This window comes from Paenibacillus sp. FSL R7-0333 (assembly GCF_038000365.1).
Taxonomy (GTDB): domain Bacteria; phylum Bacillota; class Bacilli; order Paenibacillales; family Paenibacillaceae; genus Paenibacillus_AQ; species Paenibacillus_AQ silagei.
In genome coordinates, this window is the sequence record NZ_JBBOBZ010000001.1 from 3,947,037 (window position 1) to 3,968,557 (window position 21,521).

Consider the following 21,521-nt stretch of genomic DNA (forward strand, 5'->3'; position numbering starts at 1 on the left):
TAACGAACTGTAAAAAACGGACTGTAAAAGCCTTATCCGGACAAGTAGAAACGGAATTGCCGTCCTTTGCTGTCCTTTGCGGTCCTTTTAAAGGACGTACCGTATCAGAGAGATAATCATTCTAACGGATGAATAAGATTACCTTCGCGCGAGCACCATGTATGCTGTTTTTCACATACATTCAGGCCGTGTGCCTGCTTGCGAGCACCATGTATGCTGTTTTTCACATATATTCGGGCCGTGTGCCTGCTTGCGAGCACCATGTATGCTGTTTTTCACATATATTCGGGCCGTGTGTCTACTTGCGAGCACAATGTATGCTGTTTTTCACATACATTCAGGCCGTGTGCCTGCTTGCGAGCACAATGTATGTTGTTTTTCACATATATTCGGGCTGTGTGCCTGCTTGCGAGCACAATGTATGCTGTTTTTCACATATATTTGCTACTTATTCCGCTGTAACAGCCAATCGTATTCGGTTTTAAGCACACCTTCAACGGCAGCAGTTCCGCTGAACTACAGCTCCCTTGCCTTAAGCTTCAGCTCATTCAGCAGGCCCATCGCCTGCAGCGGCGTCATGTTCATCAGATCCGCGCCTTGCACGGCGGTGATTAGCTCTTTGAGCAGCGGATTGTCTTTGACGGCAGGTGCCACGGCTCCGCCCTTGCGGTTCTTGCGCGGCTCTTCCTCGCCAAAGATAGACAACTGTACCACTTCATTGTCCTCTTCCTCTACAGGAGAAGCAAGGGATACGGCAGCCTCCCGCTGTCCGGCAGCCATAGAAGCTGCTGCTTCGGAATACGGGTCCGGATGTACTGGAGCTTGCGCGGTGCGTTCAGCCGAATAGGAGTGGCTGCCTGAGGCAGCTCCTTGTCCGGCATCCGGCGTCTGCGCAGCGGTAGCCTGATGCTCCTGTATAACCGTTCCGCCCCCGCTCCGGTTACTGTAACCCGTACCGTAATTCAGCGCTGCGGCGCCCGGCGGAGAAGCCTGTTCAATGCTCTGGAGCAGCCCGTAGGCCCGGTCAATAATTCCTTCTGGCAATCCAGCCAGCCTTGCACAATAGATCCCGTAGCTGCTGTCCGCAGCTCCCGGCACAAGCTTGCGGAGGAAGTTCACCTTGTCGCCGCTCTCCTGGACCGCCATCGAATAATTCCGCAGACCGCTAAGGCTCTGCTCCAGATGGGCCAGCTCATGGAAATGTGTGGAGACCAGTGCCTTGCAGGCAATGGTATCATGCACATATTCGATCACCGCCTGGGCAATCGCCATCCCCTCACTGGTCGAGGTCCCCCGGCCCAGCTCATCGATGATGATCAGGCTGCGGGCGGTGGCTTTCTCGGTCATGACCTGAATGTCGGCCATCTCGACCATGAACGTGCTCTGGCCGCCGATCAGGTCATCCGCTGCACCGATCCGCGTGAATATGCGGTCGATCAGCGCCACCTCGGCGCTGGCTGCAGGCACGAAGCAGCCGATCTGGGCCATGATGCAGATGAGCGCCACCTGGCGCATATACGTGCTTTTGCCGGCCATGTTCGGTCCTGTAATCAGCAAGATATTGCCCTCGTCCTTGCTTAGCGTGCTCCCGTTCGCAATGAATGCCGAATCCTTCAGCACCGCCTCCACAACCGGATGGCGTCCGCCTTCAACCCGCAGATCATAGCTGTCGGACAGCTTGGGCTTCACGAACCGGTGTTCCGCGCTGACGGCTGCGAGGCACTGATACACATCAATCTCTGCCACCTTCTCGGCCAGCGCCTGCAGGCGCGGAACTTGGCTGCTGATCCGCTCGCGCAACTCGGTGAACAGACTGTATTCCAGATCTGTCATCTTATCCTGGGCCTCCAGGATCAGCGCTTCCTTCTCCTTCAGCTCCGGGGTGACATACCGCTCGGCATTAGCCAGTGTCTGCTTGCGCTCATAGCGGCCTTCCGGCAGCGCGGACAGATTGGAGCGGGTGATTTCTATATAATAGCCGAAGACTTTGTTGTAGCCGATCTTGAGGGATTTGATCCCGGTCACCTGGCGTTCCTTCGCTTCAAGCTCGGCAATCCAGCGCTTGCCGCTGCTGCTGGCTTCCCGCAGCTCGTCCAGCCGCTCATGGTAGCCCGCGCGGATGATTCCGCCGTCTCGCACGGACACCGGTGCATCCTCCACAATCGCCCGCTCGATATCCTCACGGAGCTCCGCGCATTCATCCATGGAAGCACCGATCTCCCTTAAGGTGGACGAGCCAGAGGTCAGGCACATCTCCTTCAGCGCAGGAATCTGAGCCAGGGACAGCCTCAGTGCGTTCATATCGCGCCCGTTCGCGCTGCCGAAGGCAATCCGCCCGACCAGCCGCTCCAGATCGTAGATCTCCTTCAGCGCCCCGCGCAGATCCTCGCGGACGATGAACTGGTTATACAGATAATCGACGGCTTCCAGACGGCGCTCAATCGGCGCGCGCTGCAAGAGCGGCTTATCGATCCGGCGGCGCAGCAGGCGGCCGCCCATCGAGGTCTCGGTTCGGTCCAGGAGCCAGAGCAGAGAGCCTTTTTTGGAGCGTTCCCTCACGGTCTCGGTCAGCTCCAGATTCCGCCGGGTGAACGGATCGAGAATCATATAATTCCCCGGCTCGTAAGGCGAAATCTGGGTAAGCTGTCCCAGTGAACGGCGCTGGGTCTCGCTGAAATAGGAGATCAGCAGCGCCAGGGCACGGCCGCGCTCCTTCTCCAGCCGGACCCAGGCCGCTTCGCCGAACTGACGGCGGGCCAGCGCCTCCTCCTGCTTGTCCCACGGCGTATAGACCACAGGCTTGGCCAGCAGGGAAGCTTCACTGCGCAGCTCCTCCAGCAGGGCTGAATCCCCGATAATCTCCGCAGGCTCGTAGATGCCAATCTCATCGCGCAGCCACTCGGTGCTTGAGAGAACCGATGTGACATACAGCTCACCTGTCGTCAAATCGCAGGCGGCCAGCGCCATCATCCCGTCTTCCTCTGTTACGCAGACGAGGTAGTTGTTGCTTTTGTCCGAAATAATCTTACCGTCCATTACCGTACCCGGTGTTACGACCCGGACGATATCACGGCGGACCATCCCTTTAGTCACCGCAGGATCATCCAGCTGCTCGCAGATCGCCACCTTGTAGCCCTTCTCGATCAGTCGCTGTATGTACCCCTCGGCGGCATGATACGGCACTCCGCACATTGGAATCTTCTCACCCACTCCGCCGTCGCGGCCTGTTAATGTAATCTCAAGCTCTTTGGATGCCAAGAGGGCATCCTCGAAGAACATTTCATAGAAATCGCCCAGACGAAAGAAAAGGAAAGCGTCTTTCGCCCCTTCCTTGACTTTGAGATACTGCTGAATCATCGGCGTATAGTTTGCCATCGTCTACCTCCATACCTACTTCATACTGTTCTCTATTATAGCAGAAACTCCGCTCCCCGGGTTACCCCCGGCACGCCCGCAAAGGTTCCTAAAAGTTGGTGGGGGTATTCAGGGGGATTTCGGGTGGGCTGGCGCTTGGGGATTAGGGGTTTGTGAGGAGGAGTGTCAAGTGTGCGTGTGGGAGATGTATGGGTCTGGGGTGGGAGGAATGTGGGGATGTTGGGGCGGGTGTAAAGGGCGGGGTGAGACGGGATGCTGGGGCGGGCGAGGATGTGGAGAGCGTAAGTAACTTGGGGGGATTCGAGTGTTAGGGGCTGAGTGAGGCGGAATGCGGGGCGGGGCAAGGATGTGGGGAGCGTAAGTAACTTGGGGGGATTCGAGTGTTAGGGGCTGAGTGAGGCGGAGTACGGGGCGGGGCAAGGATGTGGGGAGCGTGAGTAACTTGGGGGGATTCGAGTGTAATGTGTATGTGGAAGAATGTTGGTCAATAAAATCAGTATGGGATGTGGGTGAGCAGTAAGAGCGGCTGAGAATGTTTGGTCAGAGTGCGGGCTATATGTGGTGGGAATACAGGTGAAAATACTTGGTCCAGATGCGTATACGCGAGTGCGAGTGCGGAGTGGCAAATGCGGATGCTTGTGTGAGTGCGAAATATGGTGACGGAGGCTCAGGCAAGCATAGTCAGGTATGGTGATGAGAGTTCCTGGCAGGTTTTTTATTCTATTGTAGTTTGTGCATTAGATGGCCCTGTAATTGTCTGAAAAATAGGATCTATTGCACTTCGTACATTAGAAATCCTTAAAAGGAGAGTTTTCGGACCAAATCCCACAAATCTAATGTACGAACTACATCAGAATGGATCTCAGTGCTGGCAAACGGCGATTCTGCTGTAGTAAATACAATCACTCAGATAATCAGCTTTGTTAATCACTTCGTTAATTACTTCAACAGACCCATATAGTTGCGATAGCGGGATTAGAATAGTAAGTTGTATTGGGCGTTAAGCTTAATTGTAATTCATACAACTAAATCGTCCGATATTCCACCAATGCTCCGTTTAGTTGTAGTTTGTACATTTAAAAATCCATCTGTACTCGGGTTCACGCCATTCGGGCAAATTTAGTTGTACAGACTACACTTAGAAGAGAAAAAGCTTCTTTTGGAGTGCGTTTAGTTGTACAGAATACACCTATGGCTGAATGTTCACTTCGAACGAAACTTCATGAATGGGCGCACGTTTGAAGTGAGGATTGGTTGAGTAACTTAGATAATGGAGAGTAAGCCAGAGTAATTGAAGTACTTGAGTACGATTGTTTGTTTAAAAATATAGCCGCCATAGCTACAGCTTCCCACACCTAGCGGTGCAGAAAAGCTGTAACTGGCGGCTATCGGGACTTGACGGGCGGCGGGCTCTATTGATATGCATCCGCCCGCCCGGAAGGTAGCGCCCCGGAGTCCGGCGGGGCGCTCCGTACCCAGGAGCCGCGGATATCCCGCGACTCATCCCAGCTCTGCTGCTCCGCTATGGCGCGCAGCAGCGGATCAATCCACCGGGCGGCGGCTGCGTAGCCGCCCAGTGCGCGCAGCTGCGCCTCCAGGGGAGGCCAGGCTGTGCGCAGAGGAGATTTGCCGCCGCTGTAGAAGGCGGCATGCAGGTCTTCCCGGTCGAGTGGGCGCAGCGGCAGGTCTTCATAATGGCTCACGATCAGGTGAGCCAGACAGACCGCGCCTTTGGCGATGACCGGGGAGACCAGGAAGCTCGGCAGGGTCCGGTACTCGAAGCCGCCATGCGGCTGAGGGCGGAAATCGCCGAGCACGCCATAGCGGGGACGCCGGGCCGCAGCCCGGATGTCCTCCAGCAGGAACAAGGGCAGCGCCAGATAGTTATCTAGCGCGCGCAGGAGCGGCGCACACAGCGTGACGCCGCTGAAGTGCAGGTGGCCGCCGAGGGCCCAGCCCCGCAGCGGCATACCTCCCGCCCGCCAGCAGAGCGAGCGGTCGGCAATGAGCCGGTCCGCCTCGCGTGCGGCGGACATCAGCTGCGCCAGCAGCGCGCGCGGTTCCCCGCGCGGCGCGGGGCGCAGCTCCGCCACCGGGAACACGCCGCGCGTTCCCGGGGGTCCGGCGTCGCAGCCCGCGACGCCGTCCATGGGCAGGTACCGCGACGCCGGCACGACGCGGCCCGAGGATTCCCGGAGCAGCAGGAACTCCGGGTCCATGCCCATGAGCAGCCCCGGCCGGCCCGGCTGCTCACTGTCAAGCATCCGCGCAAGCGCTGCGGATGCTGACCGGTACGGCTCAGGCAGCGCTCCTGCGGGATCAGGCAGCACCGGAGTGATGCCTGTCACCATATACCGCCGCCCGCCCATGGCCCGCAGCTCCACCTCGCCGCTATCCAGTCCCAGGCTATACAGCGCCCGTACCGCAGTGGTCCGCAGAACCCCCACAGACCCCCTCAACTCACTTCTCCCTCCACCTAAACTGCCAAACTCTCCCCCTCCACTCCCATACTCACCCTGCCCCCCAGCTCCTACTCCACCACTCCCATACTCACCCTGCCCTCCAGCTCCTACTCTACCACTCCCACACTCACCCTGCCCTCTAGCTCCTACTCCACCACTCCCATACTCACCCTGCCCCCCAGCTCCTACTCCACCACTCCCATACTCACCCTGCCTTCCAACTCTTCCACCACCACTCCCATATTCACCCTGCCCCCCAGCTCCTACTCCACCACTCCCATATTCACCCTGCCCCCCAGCTCCTACTCCACCACTCCCATACTCACCCTGCCCCCCAGCTCCTACTCCACCACTCCCATACTCACCCTGCCTTCCAACTCTTCCACCACCACTCCCATATTCACCCTGCCCCCCAGCTCCTGCTCCACCACTCCCATAATCACCCTGACCCCCAGCTCCTACTCCACCACTCCCATAATCACCCTGCATTCCAGCTCCTGCTCCACCACTCCCATAATCACCCTGCATCCCAGCTCCTACTCCACCACTCCCATACTCACCCTGTCCCCCAGCCCCTCCCCCACCATTCCCATACTCCTCTTGCCCTCCAACTCCTACCCCACCACTCCCATTCCCGCCTTGCCCTCCAGCTCCTACTCCACCACTCCCATTCTCCCCTTGCTCTCCAACTCTTCCCCTGCCACTCCCACCCCCACCCAACCATCCAGCCCCAAGCCCCCCGCCCATAGCCGCCCCCGCTCCAAGCGGCTGGCAGTCCAGCACGGCCAGATTGAAAATAAGCACGCGGTAATGCTGTCTGTAGCTTGCGGGGTCTTGTCCATCCGAGTGGTTTTGGGTGTCTCTTGTATCTTGTCGCCGCGACCCTCTGCCTATAGAAATGGAGTCGGCCTCAATCCCGCAGCGCCGGAGCCTGCGTTCGATCTGCTCCGGCGCCAGCTGCCGGAATACGTTCAACCCTTCATTCATGTCTAATGCCTCCGCCCATACGAAATTCCTCAGGGCCGTATCCCCTCGCGCACCATCCGGTTACCGGACAATACCCTTTGAGCGATAAGCCGCTGAGGAAGCCTGACCCCCAAATTATCAAATGGAATAACACAATCATCCTTACAAAGACCCTGTCGCACTACACTTGAACATTCGAACGCTGCCCTGTTTAATATTCCTGATGAATGACGCTTCTCCAGCTCCAGCATCCCCCTCCGCTTCATTTCGCCTTGAAGGATACTCAACAGCATGAAGCCTACATCCTTACCATTCAAAAAAAAATTATATTTTAAAAAAAAGAGGGCATTCGCCCTCTACGCCGCTGCCCTCTCATCATATAATGGATCATAACCCACACAGTACTTCAGGCAGCGGCGCATTCCTTCCTAGAGCTCATCATCCAGAGCGTCAGGGTCCATATCATCGTAATCATAGTTCTCGCCTTCAAAATCATAATCCTTGTCTTCCAGATCGTCACTCTGATCACTGACAAACACGCGGAGCTTGGTCTCAGCCACCAGTTCCGCATCGAACTCGCGTTCCACCCGGAGTGTCACACTGCCTCCGCCCGGCGATACCCCGGCTTCCACACAATTGGGTTCCTGCGTTGCCTCCGCAGAGACCTGTGCCGTGGAAGCACGGTGTCTCGGGTCGAGGTACGACAATGGAATAAGCTCCACATAGGAGACCGTTTCCTTGGCAACCTCGGTCTGCTTGTTTTTGTCGTACGAATACCAGATGTTCACATCATAGGTACCGATTACTTCGATTCCGTTCCCGGCGGCAACCGCTTCGTACTGGTGGTTAATGATCCAAGCCCCCAGAATACTAGTCGGATGATGTGGCGGAGTCACGGTATGGGTTGCTGTAGAGAACTTACGACCTTTGCCGCAAATTGCCTTCGTAATGATCTCCCTTGTTTGACGTTTATGGCTTAATGACATCTTTGAACCTCCTCCATACAATCATTCACTATCAAGTGTATGCACGTTCTGGGCATTTGTTGATTGTTAGAGTAGAAATAAATTTGGGTAAGCCCTCAGATGCCGTAACTGAAGCCCTTTGCTTCATTTTATTGCCGGATTTAGTCCATTATGAGTCTCCTGACCTGAAAAAAAACAAAAGTAGCGGCTCCCCCAAACCGGGAAAACCGCTACTTTTTGTTGTGCCAACATCTTAAGCCGGGAAGAGCAGAGGCCCCCTGCTAGGAAAGTACACGTACGATGCCAAGCTGCCGGTGGCGGCTGAGATCGATGAAGTCCTCACCGATGTTCACCAGCGGACGCAGCGGGTCATGGGCCAGAATCATAATGATTTTACCGATCTGCCCGTCCGTCAGGAGCACCTCATTGCCGATCATCGACTGCATCAGCTTATTAATGAACACACTGCAGATATACGGGTCCAGCTTGCCGTAGACGTTCTCGTCCATCTGCTTAAGCACCTCATACAGCGGCGCGGCTGTTCGATAGAACCGATCTGAAGTCATCGCGTGGAAAATATCCGCCACCGCCACGATCTTGCTGAAATCCGTAATCCGGTGGCCAAGCACGCCGAAGGGGTAGCCGCTGCCGTCCATCCGTTCGTGATGCTGCAGCGCCACAAGCGCCTGCATATGATTGGTGCCCACCGTATCGCGAATCATCTCATAGCCATAGGTGGTGTGCTTTTTCATCAGGGCATATTCATCCTCACTCAGCGGACCCGGCTTAGTAAGGATCTCGGCCGGAATCATAATTTTGCCGATATCATGAAGCGTCGCAGCAATCGTCAGCATGCTCAGCTCGTCCGGCTTCAGCTTCAGCCATTTGCCGAGCAGCGTAGAGATGATGCCCACCGCCACATTATGCCTGTATGTATAGTCATCCTTAGTCTGCAGCGCAGACAATATTCCGAAGAAATCATTCTTCTCGCTCACCTGCTGGATGAACGGGATCACTTCATTCCTGAGCTCAATCATCGGCAGACGCTTCGTCTTCGTATAACGCAGCTGCTCAAAAATACTCTCCATCGCCGCCGTACAGTCATCCACAGCCAGCTGATAGAATGCAGCGCTGTCGACCTGGACCACATCCTGCGGCTCCAGAACGATTTTGTGCTGTGTGATCAGGCGGATATGCTCTCCGGTGAGCAGGGTCAATGCCGGCAAGACAAATACACCGCTATGATTAAAAAGGTTCGCTACCAGCTGTTTGCCGATATATTGATCATTGCTGTTATTCATATTCCTCACCTGCCAGACCAAGATTCTTGGGTTTTGGACATCACTTAAGAGACAAGCTCACTTTGGGTGCTTATGTTTCTTATCGTTATTTTACACCGGAATGTGAATACCTGACACCTAAATTACATGGATTCGCTTATGCTTTGCCTTTCGCAGGTTGCTTGTCCTTGGCCGGACGCAGCTCCACCGGGCTCTTATAGCGCTTGGCTATCTTAAGATACAGCGCAAGCTCGCGACATAATTGCAGAATCGCGGAGCGGATCTCGAATTCCTCTCGCGAATCCGGGAGCTCCATCTCCTGGAACTCCTGCTGCAGCTCCTCCAGCAGCCGTTCGGTGCGGCCGGTATATTCCTCAGCCAGCACATCGCCGCTAAGCTGGTCAAACAGCTCTGCCACCATATCCCCATGCGGCAGCTGGCGGTATACCTGCGAGAGCAGCTGCATCATATTCTGGATGGACTCCAGCTGCTCCTTGCGCATATAGAAGTACACGTTCCAGGCCTCATCCGGGTGGATCACATGATTCTCCATTTCCCTGGATGCTGCCATCAGCCCCTTCTGTACAGTCTCACCAGCCCCGATCAGCTCTTGCCCGTCCCAGATATAACCGGGATCACGGAGCGTTCTGGCCATCTGCCGGAAGATCACCGAGAAATAGCCGTCCACCTCCTTGCGGATGCCCGCAATCATCCCGCCGGTCTCCGGCATATAGATGAAGTTCACAAGACCGGCCGAGCCAAGGCCGATAATCAGCAGCTCCACCTGCTGCAGCAGGATATGAACCGTGATATCAGCTTGTCCAAATACGCGGAACACAATTACCGAGCTGGTGACGATCCCTTCCTTGAAGCCGGCTTTGACAATCAGCGGGAAGCCGAACAATACATACAGTCCGAGTACCCAATAATGAAAGCCCAGGGCGAAGAATAGAATACAGCCCAAAAAGAGTCCCACCAATGAGGCGAAGAAGCGCGCCGAAATCGTGCGTAGACTCCTTTTACGGGTCGTTTCCACCCCGAGAATGGCCAGCAGTCCCGCGCTTTGCGCATTAGGGATACCAGCGGCGGCTGCCAGCAGAATAGACAGCAGAGTTGCAGCCGCCGTTTTAATAATACGAAATCCCATGTGAATATCTCTCCTACACCGTTAAGCTTCATCATTCAAATAAAGATATAGTCATGGTACAAGATTTTGCCAAGAGACACAATATGACATGATTCTTACCGCCTCGACAGCAGCAGCTTCTCCACATACACCACCAGCTGGTACATGGCCGTAGCCACAGCCGCAATAATGAGCAGACTCGACATGACCAGGGTGAAGTTGAACACCTGAAAGCCGTAGATGATCAGATACCCCAGCCCTGATTTCGCAACCAGAAATTCACCGACAATAACGCCGACCCAGGACATGCCGACGTTCACCTTGAGGGTGGAGACCACCGCCGGGAACGACGCCGGGAGAATGACTTTGCAGAACTCCTGGCTTTTGGAGGCACCGAAGGAGCGGACCACCTTGACCAGATTCGGGTCTACGCTGCAAAAGCTGTTGTACACTACCAGAGTCGTGATAATCACGGTAATGGATAAGGTGGTAATGACAATGGCGGTGAAGCCTGCCCCGAACATTACAATGAAAATCGGCCCCAACGCTACCTTCGGCATACTGTTGAATACGACCATATAAGGGTCCAGGACAGCGGACAGAAAAGGTGACCACCAGATGACGACCGCCAGCAGCGTCCCGATTAAGGTCCCCAGAATAAAGCCCACCGCGGTCTCGCCTACGGTCATTCCCAGATGCGGCCACAGACTGCCGCTGACCATGTCCTCCCAGATCTGCCCGAAGACCTTCGTCGGATAACTGAACAGCAGCTCATCGATCCAGCCCATTCTGGCCCCGGCTTCCCAGAGCACGAAGAACACCAGCAGGAGACTGCTCCGGACCATCAGCACCTGACTTTTGCGGCGCAGCTTCTTCTTCCTGTAATCCGCATGCTTCTGTTCGAGCCACTGCGCACGGGAAGCCGTCTCACGGGGCTGCGCTTCTATATTCACATTTCTTCCCTCCCTGCCAGCTCCATTTCCTTCCATACCTCGTGAAAAAGCCCGGCGAAGCCCGGCAGGTCCCGCGCATACAGCGGCGGTGTTCTGCGAATCGCTTCCGGAATCTCAAAAATCCTGCGGATTCTGCCCGGATTCGGCTGGAGCAGAATGACCCGGCTGCTGACCGCAATGGCTTCAGACAGGTCATGCGTAACCAGAATCGCCGTGGTTCCCCGGCGCATCAGCGTCTCCGAGACCAGATCCTCCAGCTGCAGCTTAATCTGGTAGTCCAGCGCCGAGAATGGCTCATCGAGTAGCAGCAGGCCGGGGTCGGTAGCCAGTGTCCGCACCAGAGCGACACGCTGGCGCATCCCTCCCGAGAGCTGTGCCGGATAAGCCTGCTCCTTGCCCTCCAGCCCCATATCGGCCAGCAGCTGCAGCGATTTGGCACGCGAGCTTCCGGTGAGCCTTCCGGTCAGCTCCAGCCCGAGCAGCGCGTTATCCTCAATCGTCCTCCAGGGGAAGAGATAGTCCTGCTGGAGCATATAGCCGACCTCCGGCGAAGGTCCTGCGGCCTTACGTCCGCTGAGCAGCACCTCACCTCGTGAAGGCTGCAGCAGCCCGGCGATGATCGACAGAATCGTCGTTTTGCCGCAGCCGCTCGGTCCGACCAGGCTGACGAACTCGCCTTGGCCGACGCTGAGATTCAGATCCTCTATAGCAAGCGAAGCCTCGCGGTCTCCCAGATAGGCGTGCGTGACTTCCTTCAACTCGACTACTGGAAGCATAGTGGTCGGCCTCCTCACTCCTTAATGGTGCTCTCTGCCTGCTCTGCAAAGCTGTTATTAACAATCTTAGCGGCTGGAATCCGTTCCTTCAGCTCACCGGCATGGTCAATGACATCCAGCAGATTATTCCATTCCTTGTCATCAATTACCGGATTCACCGCATAGGTATCCTGTTCCTTATAACGGCTGATGGCAGAGACCACAATGCTCCGGTCAATCTTTTCAAAATACGGCATTACCGCGTCAGCAATCTCCTCAGGACTATGAGCCTTCACCCATAACTGGGCACGCTGGACCGCATTGGTGAATTTCTGCACCGTGTCCTGATTCTTAGTCATGTAGCTCTGCTTGGACATGAATACCGTATACGGCAGATAACCGCTCTCAACCCCGAAGGAAGCGACCACCTGGCCCCGGCCTTCACTCTCGAAGATCGATGCCTGAGGCTCGAACAGCTGCACATAATCCCCGGTCCCGGAAGCAAATGCACCGGCAATATTGGCAAAATCAATGTTCTGGATCAGCGTCAGATCCTTCCCCGCATCAATCCCCTTGCTGCGCAGCGTGAATGCGCCCGCCATCTGCGGCATGCCCCCTTGCCGTTGCCCCAGGAAGGTCGAGCCCTTCACTTTGTCCCATGTAAAATGGCTGTCCGGTGTACGCGCGAATAAGAAGGTTCCATCCCGCTGCGTAAGCTGCGCAAAATTAATTACAGGATCATCCGCCCCCTGCTGGTACACGTAAATGGAGGTCTCCGAACCGACCAGCGCCACATCGATTGCCCCTGAGAGCAGGGCCGTCATGGTTTTATCTCCGCCAGGTATCGTCTGCAGCTCCACATCCAGCCCTTCATCCTTGAAAAAGCCCTGCGATAAGGCCACATATTCAGGCGCATAGAACACGGAACGGGTAACTTCGCCGATCTTCACCTTGACATTAGCGGATTTACTGCCGCAGCCTGCAAGAACAGAGCCAAGCACAAGCATCAACAAGAACGGCAATGACAGTCTTTTGAACCCTTTCATCCTCTCCACTCCTTTCCTCCCGGGTCTTTCGCCCTTGCTCTATGCATATGCGGGAGTCTATGGAAAGGTTAAAGCGCAATATATGAAGCGCTTACATTATAATCGGTTCGTCAACCACGCCCGCTCTATGAATGATCGCAGCGCCGTATTCACGCTGTACCGGACCAGCGAGCCGGACTCGTCAGAATGGGGCGGTGCTTCCGCCGGGGTTATTTTGCAAGAACAATCTTAATAGAGCAGCCATTCCCCAAAAGCATGACACAGCTCCGCCCGGGTCAGCGGGAACGCAATGATATAACCGTCTTCCTGCTCACTGCTGCTGCGCAGAAGCCATCCGCCCGAAGAAGCTTCAATGTAAGAAATCTGCTGCAGGGTCCAGCCTTCCCCATTCCTCGCACATAACCGCAGTTCACCGGACGCTGTCCGGTTCTTAAGCACTTTAGCCAATTCAGCAGAGCTGTCAGGATCACCTGTCTCCGCTTCCAGTGAAGCCGCCAGCACACACAACGTCCATGTTCCGGCCTTCTCATGAATCTCCTCATAACTCCGTCTGGACAGGAATACCGCAGGAGCGGACGGGTTCCGGGGCTGCGCACGCTCGAAGCAATTGAACAGGTAATAGCAGGCACGCTTCATCTCTGCCGGCTCCTTCAGCTCGTAGGCGAAATCATCTTCTTCCGTTAACCCTGTCAGGAGGATCTTATCCTTATGTACTTGCAGGCATACATCCTGTGCATATTCACGCTCATTGAATTTCATTCTGCATATCCGCTTGGAGCCGGAGGCTGTGTGCAGGAGCTCTGCCACCACTCTACGCCGGGTCTCACCCGGGAACAAATACTGTGCCAGACAGATAAAATCTTGTTTATTCACATTCTTTATCCCTTCCTTTTAGGCATACATGTAAGTATAACTGTAAATGAGTGGCTTTCAAAAAAACTGCAAAACTATAAAACTTGCAATCTTTATGTTATCATAAGCTAATTTTAAGGTAAAATTAAGAAACACAGGGTAAGATCAATACCATGAAATACTTTTAGCGAGGTGGTTTTCAAAATGAGAATGCTCATCACTTTTCAAAACAAGCTTGTCCCTGTATATTTCACAACAGAAAACAAACAGCCGACCCAAAAAGTACTTCGACTGCTCAACAGTACGCTTGAACTCAAAATTCAAAAAGGCAAAAACGCCCTGCAGACCTGTTTGAATTCCCTGATCAGTATCGAAATTAAAGGCTCAGAAGCTATATTGCACAGTTACAGTGAAAATGATTCATTGGCCTTATCCCTCTATTAAACAGAGGGATATTTTTTTGCCTGAATAAGTAAATGCTTTGCATAAATATAAAGGTACACAACAAATAAGCACATACCCGCATGTTGAGGGGATGCGCTTAGTTTATAGGATGGTAGGCGCTTAGCAGTAATTATACCGTCACTCAGCCAATCCGGAGGTTCCGGTTCTCCTCTTTCTCCGCCTTTTTAATTCGCAATTTGAACAACTTCACCAGGTTACGCCGGGTATGCTCTTCGTGACAGCTGTCCAGCTTCTTCAGGATGAAACGGTCGATGGACATGTCAATCGCTCCTTTAAATGGGGGCTTAGTCCCGTGATCTGGAGAGGGAATCATTTCCTCTTCTCCTTATATCACCTATATAACCGGACCGCTGATCCCCTAAACTTGTCCTGATGCGCACCTGCACCGCTTGCGAAATTAGTAAAACTACATATGGGCCTTTGAGCGGCAAATTAGGAATCCGTTATAGAAGATATGGTACATTTGCGAAGGATAGCAGCTTCTGTAAGCAGAAAAAAATTTTATCCGACGGATATTTACAAACTAAATATTAAATGCTATATTATCGATAGTTAATATTAAATATATACCTAAGGAGAAATCATAATGTCGAATGTACTGTTTATCAAAGCTAATAACCGCCCAGCCGAGCAATCCGTAAGTGTTCAGCTCTACAACGAATTCCTGTCCAGCTACAAGGAGACTCATCCGCAGGACCAGATCACTGAACTCGACCTGTTCGCTGAACAGCTTCCTTACTACGATAACACACTCATCACTGGCGTATACAAAGCAGCCCAAGGCTTCGAAGCCACTCCTGAAGAAGCAGCAGGCGCTGCACTTGTTAAGAAATATCTGGACCAGTTCCTGGCTGCTGACAAAGTAGTCTTTGCCTTCCCGCTCTGGAACATGACCGTTCCGGCTGTACTGCACACTTATATCGACTACCTGAACCAGGCTGGAACTACCTTCAAGTATACTGCTGAAGGTCCTGTAGGACTGTTGACTGGCAAAAAAGCAGCGGTTCTGAACGCCAGAGGCGGCGTGTACTCCGAAGGCCCGGCAGCAAGTGCTGAAATGGCCGTTAACTTCATCATGGGCAACCTGAACTTCTGGGGCTTCAAGGAAACTACACAGGTAATCATCGAAGGACACAACCAGAACCCGGACAAATCCGCTGACATTATCGCTTCCGGTCTGCAACTGGCTAAGACAGCAGCAGCATCGTTCTAATCTGATCATAAATAGCTTTTTGAAAGTCTCCGTAGGGAGACTTACCGAGAGCATATGAAGAGCTGTCCCAAATGCCATGAAGTGGCTGCTTGGGACAGCTCTTTTTTTGGAGTTAGATCAACGTGAGCACTTGGGTGGACGCTGCGTGAACGGACCGTTGTTACAATCGCTGTGCTCTCCAGATTTTTTTCATTCCCCTTAGCGGTGAAAATCCGGAGACCAAGGCGACCGCTGCCGCTTTTCCACAATCGTTCCGTCCTCTCCACTGTTTAAGCGGGATACGAACTTCTTTAAAAACTTCTCAAAACGCTACGACAGAATATCCCCTTCATTTAACCCACCGGGACAGCCTCTTAACGTTGAGACGGAGTTCTTACGGACAAGACCAGATACCACTGCTATAAAAGTTGCTGAAGCAGGTGGATTTTCTCCACTTGCTATCGAACAAGAGACCTCAAGCTAGAGAGCAGTTGGAAAAATGGCACTTAATCTCCTCCAACTCTTCCCAATCGAGGCTTTTACGGTGTAACAAATGACGTTTATCCAACTAATTTCCTCTATAGCTCCCGAACCACCAAATTAAGATACGTTTTTCCAACTACTCCAGGTGGCGTAGCTCCTGCTTACACAATGCACAGCATCTAGCAAGTTTATTCCGTCATGCAAACTTTCATCCCTATTCCCCTGCCCGCTTCAATGCTTCTACAACGCTCTGGAATTTCATCGCCGCTCAATATTCGTCCAGCACCCGCTGCCAGCTGTTGCCCTTGGCACGGGGCGGGGTGCTTTTGGCGGAGGCGGCGGCTGTCTTGCGCTTCTGTCTCGCTTCCTTGCTGTTCTGGAATTGCAGCTCCTTCTGCGTCTTGTGGTAATTCTGCAGCCGCTTCCCGTCCAGCACACCACTGGCGGCAGCCGCAAGCACGGCGCAGCCTTCCTCCCGTGTATGAGTACAGTCACTGAAGCGGCATTCCGCCGCAAGTGTACTGATCTCACCGAACGCCAGGTCCAGTCCGCCGTCATCCTCCCACAATTGCAGCTCGCGCATTCCCGGAGTATCGACGATGATTCCGCCATCCGGGAGGACGAACAGCTCGCGGTGTGTGGTCGTATGACGTCCGCGGCTGTCCCCTTCCCGCACATCCTGGGTGAGCTGCAGATTCCGGCCGCTGAGCCAGTTGACCATCGTTGATTTGCCGCAGCCGGACGAACCGGTCAGTGCTACCGTCTGGCCGCTGCCAATGTAGGGCTGAAGCTCCTCCCGCCCGTCGCCCAGTAAGGCGCTGACCACATGGACCGGGACACCGGGAGCCGCCTGCTGCATTTCGGCCATTTTCAGCTCCGCATCGGTGCACAGATCTGCCTTGGTCAATAGAATGACGGGATTCGCCCCGCTGTTCCAGGCCATAATCAGATAACGCTCCATCCGCCGTACATTGAAATCATCATTCAGTGCACTGACCAGGAATAAGGTATCCACGTTGGAAGCTACAATCTGCTCCTCCTGAGTCGGGCCCGCCACCTTGCGCGAGATGACGCTGTGACGGGGAAGCACACCATGAATCACAGCATGCGCTCCCCCATCCTGCATCGCCAGGACCACCCAATCGCCTACCGCCGGATACTCGCCGGACCCGCTTAGCGAATGCCGGAACTTGCCTGACAACTCACCCCATATTTCACCTGCTGCAGTAATCACCTTGTATTTACTGCCGAAATCTCCGGCAATCCGGCCCGCTGCATACTCCCTGTCGTCCAGCAGCCGCAGCTTATCTGTCCATTTTCTGTTCCATTCTTCATTCCAGCCGTACTGTTCTAGCTTGATATCGATATTCATGCATTTCCTCCTGAATGGGTTATTATCGTTCTCATACCTCCGCTTATCACATCATCCATGTATCTCCGGGCAGCATTGGCTCGTCACGCCGCACAAAAAAGCCGCCGGAACCCAAAGGTTCCGGCGGCAGAGGCAGACTCGGCCGCGGTCCGGCTTTTGCTGATGTACAGCAAAGAACCGTCCGCTGCGGGCAGAGTCATTCCAGGATAGTGAGTCTGCTCCTCTGCGCGAGAAGAGCAGAATCCACTATCCGGGCGTGATGCAGCAGACCTGCACACGCAAAAAAGCCGCCGGAACCGATACGGTTCCCGGCGGCTCTAGAAGGCATCATAGAGCTTACCTGCGAAGCTGGGGATCAATTATTACTCCACAGCCGCATTTCCCGGAAGACACGTATCCACAACAGTAGCAACCAATCCTGAAACGCTAGTATAAACTGCCATTTGACATCGTCTCCTTCCGAAATAATATGCTGTAATAATATACGGCCCGGATACCGTTTGTCAACAGTGGGCCCTAACTTGCTTAAATAATGCCCCGGAGCTCATCCAGCTCCTGAATGACAGCGAGAGGCTTCACGTTCAGTGATTCATCCCAAGGGTGCTTGCGCTTCAGCCAGATCGTATCCATCCCGCTTCTAGCCGCCCCCCAGATATCATTCACCGGATGATCGCCGATGAATATAGTCTGTTCCGCCGTGGAGCCAAGGCGTTCCAGGGCTAACTTGTATATCTCAGGATCAGGCTTGCTGATCCCGGCTTCGCCCGAAATGACGATCGTGCGGAAGTAGCCGCGGAGTCCAAGCAGATCGATTTTGCCATATTGAATATCCGTGCCGCCGTTCGTGACCAGTCCCAGCGGATATCCCCGGTCCCGGCAATACTCCAGGGTCTCCACCGCATGCTTCATTATCGCCCCGTGGCGGATATAGGTCTCATCATAATAGGCCCGGATGTCCGCAGCGGTCAATGCCTTCTCCCAAGGAAGAACCTCGCTAAGCTCCGCGAAGAACCCGTCCTTATCCCGGTATCCGTCGGCATCTCTGATAATCATATCCTCCACCACCTGCACGGCCTGCCCTTCGCTAAGATGTCCCAGGTGATCCTGCACAAACTTCGTACTGAAGCTGCGGAAGGTCTGATCCCGGTCCATCAGGGTATTGTCCAAATCAAACAGCAACGCTTGTACCTCTCTCATGTCTACGCTCCCCTTCTGTCGTCCATTTCTGCGCCCAACGCACCAGATGCTTATTGTACTACGCTCCCGGGCGCAAAATAAAGACTATTCCGCCAGGAAGGACAACCTCTCCTTCGTCAGAATGGCCTGTATAGGGGGAATCAGGTACGCAGAGCTTTCAGGATTCAAAATGTTCAAAATGCTCTGCCCGGTGCGTAAGCATCATTTCCTCATCGGTAATGTAGAGCGGGAACGGCGGTGTCTCCTTCAGATAACGCTCGGTGGACAGCAGCCGGTAATGAACCTCAGGGAGCCAGGCGTCTTCGAGCAGCGGCAGCTTGCCGGTGTCACTGATATAATTGTCTACCGCCGATTGAACCATGTCGAGGTAGTACGGCACCAGCTTGTCAGATTCTTCAAAAATCTCAAACGTCTCGCTGGACATGTAGAATTTCTGCTGCGGAACTCCGCCTAAATATCGTTTGAGCCGGTTCAGATCAATACTCTTATCTTCCTGAATCAGAGCGGTACGGTTAATGGGAGCGGGCATATCTTCTTCAAATTGCCTTACAGCCTGCTTGATCTGCGGCAAGGTAACGGTCGGATGAACGGGTTGCAAGTTTTTTTTGGCACGTTTGAATATCATACTGAAGGTCTCCTTTCGAAGTTATGTCAGATAACGCTTTCAATTCCATTTTATTCGTTATTTGAACAATTAATCAGCAGTTTCGCACTTGTCATAAAAAATCCCCATTTATTAGATCATTATTTGACATTTTCCCAGTGAGTCCAGAGATCCGGCGGGTTAAGCTCATACTTATCATTCTCCCGGTACATGAACTGGTGCATAATGAACTCGCGGCGGATTGTGGCATAATCATCGTGGAACGGCTTAATGAACTCATTGATCTCTTTCTCCGAATAGACCACACCCGGTTCGAGCTTCTCCACCATATATTGCAGTGCGATTAATTTCTTCTTGTATTGTGCGGGAATCTGGCGCAGGCGTCCGTCTTTGGCAAAAAAATTACGGAGCACCGACTCCTTGAGACTGTGTTCAGGCGACTCTTCCTCCATCTCCTCCACCCCCTTTGCAAAAATAAATTTCAGCGAGGCCTCAGAGCCTGCCTGGATAAACTCGGGATTCAGCTTGAAATATACAGTGTTCTTGTCTCTGCGCTCCAGGATCAGTGCGGCTTCACGCAGCTTGGCTGCATGATGGGTCACCGTAGGCTGTGACAGATTCAGCTTCTCGGCCAAGGCGTGACCGTGAACCTCGCCCCGGGACAGGAGCAGAAGAATACGCAGCCGGGTGGGATCGGATAAAGCTTTGTGATAGGCGACAATTTTGTCTAACTGCAAGCGTGATCACGCTCCTACGGATATTCGTCAGGCAGTCTGGGGGAACTGCCATTTTATAATTTAGATATATATCTAATTATATACCCATCTTGACATCTGATCAATCCCCAATTTGCGGAATTCGCCAGCCATGGCAAAAAACAAAAATATAAGGTACCATTTACTGAATAGAATACTACCTTAGGAGGACATAGATATTATGCTAGACGTTATTATTATCGGCGCCGGTCCCTGCGGACTGTCTGCAGCCATCGAATGCCAGCGCCAAGGGCTCTCCAGCCTGATTGTGGAAAAGAACTTCATTGTCCATTCCATCTACCTGTATCCGACCAACATGCAGTTCTTCAGCACCACCCCGCTGCTTGAGATTGGAGATGTGCCCTTCACCTCTCCGAATGACAAGCCCTACCGCCATGAGGCGCTGGTCTACTACCGCCGTGCGGCCGCGCAGCATCAGCTTGAGATTGCCGCTTATGAAGAAGCGTTGTCCGTTCTGCCGCAGGAGGATGGCAGCTTCGTTGTACATACGGTCAACAAGCGCGGCGAGGAGCAGCAGCGCTACGCTGCGAACGTAGTCATCTCTACCGGTTACTTCGACCAGCCTAATCTGATCGGGATTCCCGGGGAGGAGCTGCCGAAGGTTACGCATTATTTTGGCGAGGCTCATCCCTATTCCGGTATGAAGGTAACTGTAATCGGAGGCAGCAATTCAGCGGTGGATGCCGCGCTGGAGCTGCTGCGGGTAGGCGCCAAGGTGGATATGGTCTACCGGGGAAGCAGCATCTCGGACAATATCAAGCCCTGGGTGCGTCCGATCTTCGAGAGCATGGTGCAGAAGGGGAGCATTACGCTGCATCTGGAATCGCGCGTCACGGAGATCACCCCGGCCTCGGTGCTGGTAACCTCCTCCGTGAATGGGGCTATTACCGAGCTGGACAATGACTTCGTGCTGGCGATGACCGGCTTCCGCCCGAGCAGGGCCCTGCTTACCTCTGCCGGGGTGCAGATGGATGACTCTATGGATAAACCAGCCTTTAACCCCGCTACCATGGAGAGTAATATACCGGGCATCTATGTCGCCGGGGTTATCGCTTCCGGACGGAATGCCAACGAGGTATTCATCGAGAGCGGGCGGGGGCACGGCAAGCTGATTGCCGATCATATTGTGAGTACAAGGCTTACTTAAGAGAAGGAGTGTATCCAAGCTATGGATATAACCTCGTTATTGCTGCTGGGTCTGGCAGCGCTCGGTGTCGTCAGCAGCAACTCGCCGATTACCATTGCCATGGTCGTGCTGCTGCTGATCCGTGTGCTGGGACTTCAGCAGGCTTTTCCCTGGCTGGAGAAATACGGGCTGACCGTCGGCATTATCATCCTGACCATCGGGGTCATGACGCCGCTGGCCAGCGGGAAGATCTCCCTCCAGACCGTCGGACAGTCGTTCCTGCACTGGAAATCCCTGGCCGCCATCGGAGTTGGCGTCCTGGTCGCTTATCTGGGCGGACGCGGAGCCATGCTCATGGGCAGCCAGCCGACCATCGTCGCCGGGCTTCTCATCGGAACCGTCCTTGGCGTGGCTCTGTTCAAAGGCGTTCCCGTGGGACCGCTCATTGCCGCCGGCATCCTGTCGCTGCTGATTGGCCGGATGTAAGCCGGTAGCCACCTCAAGACCAAGGCAAGACGAAACAGGC

General features: G+C 54.0%; 18 protein-coding genes. 4 read left to right on the forward strand and 14 right to left on the reverse strand.

Annotated elements, in window-relative coordinates:
• Window positions 1-516 precede the first annotated feature (516 nt).
• The 9 genes from mutS to MKY86_RS16535 all read right to left on the reverse strand — a co-directional run bounded on the left by mutS (window position 517) and on the right by MKY86_RS16535 (window position 13,801).
• The gene (gene mutS, locus MKY86_RS16495) at window positions 517-3,375 is read right to left on the reverse strand and encodes a DNA mismatch repair protein MutS (protein WP_076079361.1); all 2,859 of its coding nucleotides are present in this window, start codon (window positions 3,373-3,375) and stop codon (window positions 517-519) included.
• 1,412 nt (window positions 3,376-4,787) lie between these two features.
• Window positions 4,788-6,824 (reverse strand): putative amidoligase domain-containing protein, encoded by a 2,037-nt coding sequence (locus MKY86_RS16500; protein WP_340827222.1) that lies wholly within the window; start codon window positions 6,822-6,824, stop codon window positions 4,788-4,790.
• Window positions 6,825-7,231: 407 nt separating this feature from the next.
• On the reverse strand, window positions 7,232-7,789 hold the full coding sequence (locus MKY86_RS16505) for an outer spore coat protein CotE (protein ID WP_076085230.1): 558 nt from the start codon (window positions 7,787-7,789) through the stop codon (window positions 7,232-7,234).
• A gap of 260 nt (window positions 7,790-8,049) precedes the next feature.
• Window positions 8,050-9,069: an HD-GYP domain-containing protein gene (locus tag MKY86_RS16510; protein ID WP_036699042.1), complete on the reverse strand. Its 1,020-nt coding sequence runs from the start codon at window positions 9,067-9,069 to the stop codon at window positions 8,050-8,052.
• Window positions 9,070-9,205: 136 nt separating this feature from the next.
• On the reverse strand, window positions 9,206-10,195 hold the full coding sequence (locus MKY86_RS16515) for an aromatic acid exporter family protein (protein WP_076085227.1): 990 nt from the start codon (window positions 10,193-10,195) through the stop codon (window positions 9,206-9,208).
• 95 nt (window positions 10,196-10,290) lie between these two features.
• Window positions 10,291-11,127, reverse strand: coding sequence for an ABC transporter permease (locus MKY86_RS16520; RefSeq protein WP_340827227.1), 837 nt, complete (start codon window positions 11,125-11,127; stop codon window positions 10,291-10,293).
• Window positions 11,124-11,903, reverse strand: a complete 780-nt coding sequence (locus tag MKY86_RS16525) for an ABC transporter ATP-binding protein (RefSeq protein ID WP_076085221.1) — start codon at window positions 11,901-11,903, stop codon at window positions 11,124-11,126. Before MKY86_RS16525 ends, MKY86_RS16520 begins: the two co-directional genes overlap by 4 nt.
• Before the next feature lie 14 nt (window positions 11,904-11,917).
• Complete coding sequence (locus tag MKY86_RS16530; RefSeq protein WP_076085218.1) at window positions 11,918-12,928, reverse strand: ABC transporter substrate-binding protein; 1,011 nt, start codon at window positions 12,926-12,928, stop codon at window positions 11,918-11,920.
• 228 nt (window positions 12,929-13,156) lie between these two features.
• A complete protein-coding gene (locus tag MKY86_RS16535) occupies window positions 13,157-13,801 on the reverse strand; it encodes a hypothetical protein (RefSeq protein ID WP_076085215.1) in 645 nt (214 codons plus the stop codon).
• Window positions 13,802-13,984: 183 nt separating this feature from the next.
• On the opposite strand from MKY86_RS16535, the gene MKY86_RS16540 reads away from it, so the two are divergent.
• Window positions 13,985-14,224, forward strand: coding sequence for a hypothetical protein (locus MKY86_RS16540; protein ID WP_036699054.1), 240 nt, complete (start codon window positions 13,985-13,987; stop codon window positions 14,222-14,224).
• Between the two features lie 142 nt (window positions 14,225-14,366).
• Here the strand turns inward: MKY86_RS16540 and MKY86_RS16545 are convergent, their stop codons facing one another.
• Window positions 14,367-14,504, reverse strand: coding sequence for a hypothetical protein (locus MKY86_RS16545; RefSeq protein ID WP_179090468.1), 138 nt, complete (start codon window positions 14,502-14,504; stop codon window positions 14,367-14,369).
• Between the two features lie 327 nt (window positions 14,505-14,831).
• Here MKY86_RS16545 and MKY86_RS16550 point away from each other — a divergent pair, with 327 nt between their 5' ends.
• Window positions 14,832-15,458, forward strand: a complete 627-nt coding sequence (locus MKY86_RS16550) for an FMN-dependent NADH-azoreductase (protein ID WP_036699056.1) — start codon at window positions 14,832-14,834, stop codon at window positions 15,456-15,458.
• Between the two features lie 730 nt (window positions 15,459-16,188).
• Here MKY86_RS16550 and rsgA read toward each other — a convergent pair.
• From rsgA to MKY86_RS16570, 4 genes are all read right to left on the reverse strand, one after another.
• Window positions 16,189-17,280 carry a ribosome small subunit-dependent GTPase A gene (rsgA, locus tag MKY86_RS16555; RefSeq protein ID WP_076085244.1) on the reverse strand — a complete coding sequence of 364 codons (1,092 nt, stop codon included), beginning with the start codon at window positions 17,278-17,280 and terminating at the stop codon, window positions 16,189-16,191.
• 537 nt (window positions 17,281-17,817) lie between these two features.
• Entirely contained in the window at window positions 17,818-18,489 is a 672-nt protein-coding gene (locus MKY86_RS16560; RefSeq protein ID WP_076085212.1) for an HAD family hydrolase, read from the reverse strand.
• A gap of 157 nt (window positions 18,490-18,646) precedes the next feature.
• Window positions 18,647-19,114 carry a DUF3939 domain-containing protein gene (locus tag MKY86_RS16565; protein ID WP_076085209.1) on the reverse strand — a complete coding sequence of 156 codons (468 nt, stop codon included), beginning with the start codon at window positions 19,112-19,114 and terminating at the stop codon, window positions 18,647-18,649.
• A gap of 119 nt (window positions 19,115-19,233) precedes the next feature.
• Window positions 19,234-19,830 (reverse strand): DUF2087 domain-containing protein, encoded by a 597-nt coding sequence (locus MKY86_RS16570; RefSeq protein WP_076085206.1) that lies wholly within the window; start codon window positions 19,828-19,830, stop codon window positions 19,234-19,236.
• Window positions 19,831-20,029: 199 nt separating this feature from the next.
• On the opposite strand from MKY86_RS16570, the gene MKY86_RS16575 reads away from it, so the two are divergent.
• Together MKY86_RS16575 and MKY86_RS16580 are read left to right on the forward strand one after the other, a co-directional pair.
• Entirely contained in the window at window positions 20,030-21,016 is a 987-nt protein-coding gene (locus tag MKY86_RS16575) for a YpdA family putative bacillithiol disulfide reductase (RefSeq protein WP_076085203.1), read from the forward strand.
• A gap of 21 nt (window positions 21,017-21,037) precedes the next feature.
• On the forward strand, window positions 21,038-21,481 hold the full coding sequence (locus MKY86_RS16580) for a DUF441 domain-containing protein (RefSeq protein WP_076085200.1): 444 nt from the start codon (window positions 21,038-21,040) through the stop codon (window positions 21,479-21,481).
• Window positions 21,482-21,521: the final 40 nt, after the last annotated feature.

What these genes read in the sequence shown, in the direction of transcription:
- MKY86_RS16500 (WP_340827222.1), bottom strand. Translation starts at nt 6,824, where the DNA reads ATGAATGAAGGGTTGAACGTATTCCGGCAGCTGGCGCCGGAGCAGATC.
- MKY86_RS16510 (WP_036699042.1), bottom strand. Translation starts at nt 9,069, where the DNA reads ATGAATAACAGCAATGATCAATATATCGGCAAACAGCTGGTAGCGAAC.
- MKY86_RS16505 (WP_076085230.1), bottom strand. Translation starts at nt 7,789, where the DNA reads ATGTCATTAAGCCATAAACGTCAAACAAGGGAGATCATTACGAAGGCA.
- MKY86_RS16540 (WP_036699054.1), top strand. Translation starts at nt 13,985, where the DNA reads ATGAGAATGCTCATCACTTTTCAAAACAAGCTTGTCCCTGTATATTTC.
- mutS (WP_076079361.1), bottom strand. Translation starts at nt 3,375, where the DNA reads ATGGCAAACTATACGCCGATGATTCAGCAGTATCTCAAAGTCAAGGAA.
- MKY86_RS16515 (WP_076085227.1), bottom strand. Translation starts at nt 10,195, where the DNA reads ATGGGATTTCGTATTATTAAAACGGCGGCTGCAACTCTGCTGTCTATT.
- MKY86_RS16530 (WP_076085218.1), bottom strand. Translation starts at nt 12,928, where the DNA reads ATGAAAGGGTTCAAAAGACTGTCATTGCCGTTCTTGTTGATGCTTGTG.
- MKY86_RS16525 (WP_076085221.1), bottom strand. Translation starts at nt 11,903, where the DNA reads ATGCTTCCAGTAGTCGAGTTGAAGGAAGTCACGCACGCCTATCTGGGA.
- MKY86_RS16580 (WP_076085200.1), top strand. Translation starts at nt 21,038, where the DNA reads ATGGATATAACCTCGTTATTGCTGCTGGGTCTGGCAGCGCTCGGTGTC.
- MKY86_RS16560 (WP_076085212.1), bottom strand. Translation starts at nt 18,489, where the DNA reads ATGAGAGAGGTACAAGCGTTGCTGTTTGATTTGGACAATACCCTGATG.
- MKY86_RS16550 (WP_036699056.1), top strand. Translation starts at nt 14,832, where the DNA reads ATGTCGAATGTACTGTTTATCAAAGCTAATAACCGCCCAGCCGAGCAA.
- MKY86_RS16545 (WP_179090468.1), bottom strand. Translation starts at nt 14,504, where the DNA reads ATGTCCATCGACCGTTTCATCCTGAAGAAGCTGGACAGCTGTCACGAA.
- MKY86_RS16565 (WP_076085209.1), bottom strand. Translation starts at nt 19,114, where the DNA reads ATGATATTCAAACGTGCCAAAAAAAACTTGCAACCCGTTCATCCGACC.
- MKY86_RS16575 (WP_076085203.1), top strand. Translation starts at nt 20,030, where the DNA reads ATGCTAGACGTTATTATTATCGGCGCCGGTCCCTGCGGACTGTCTGCA.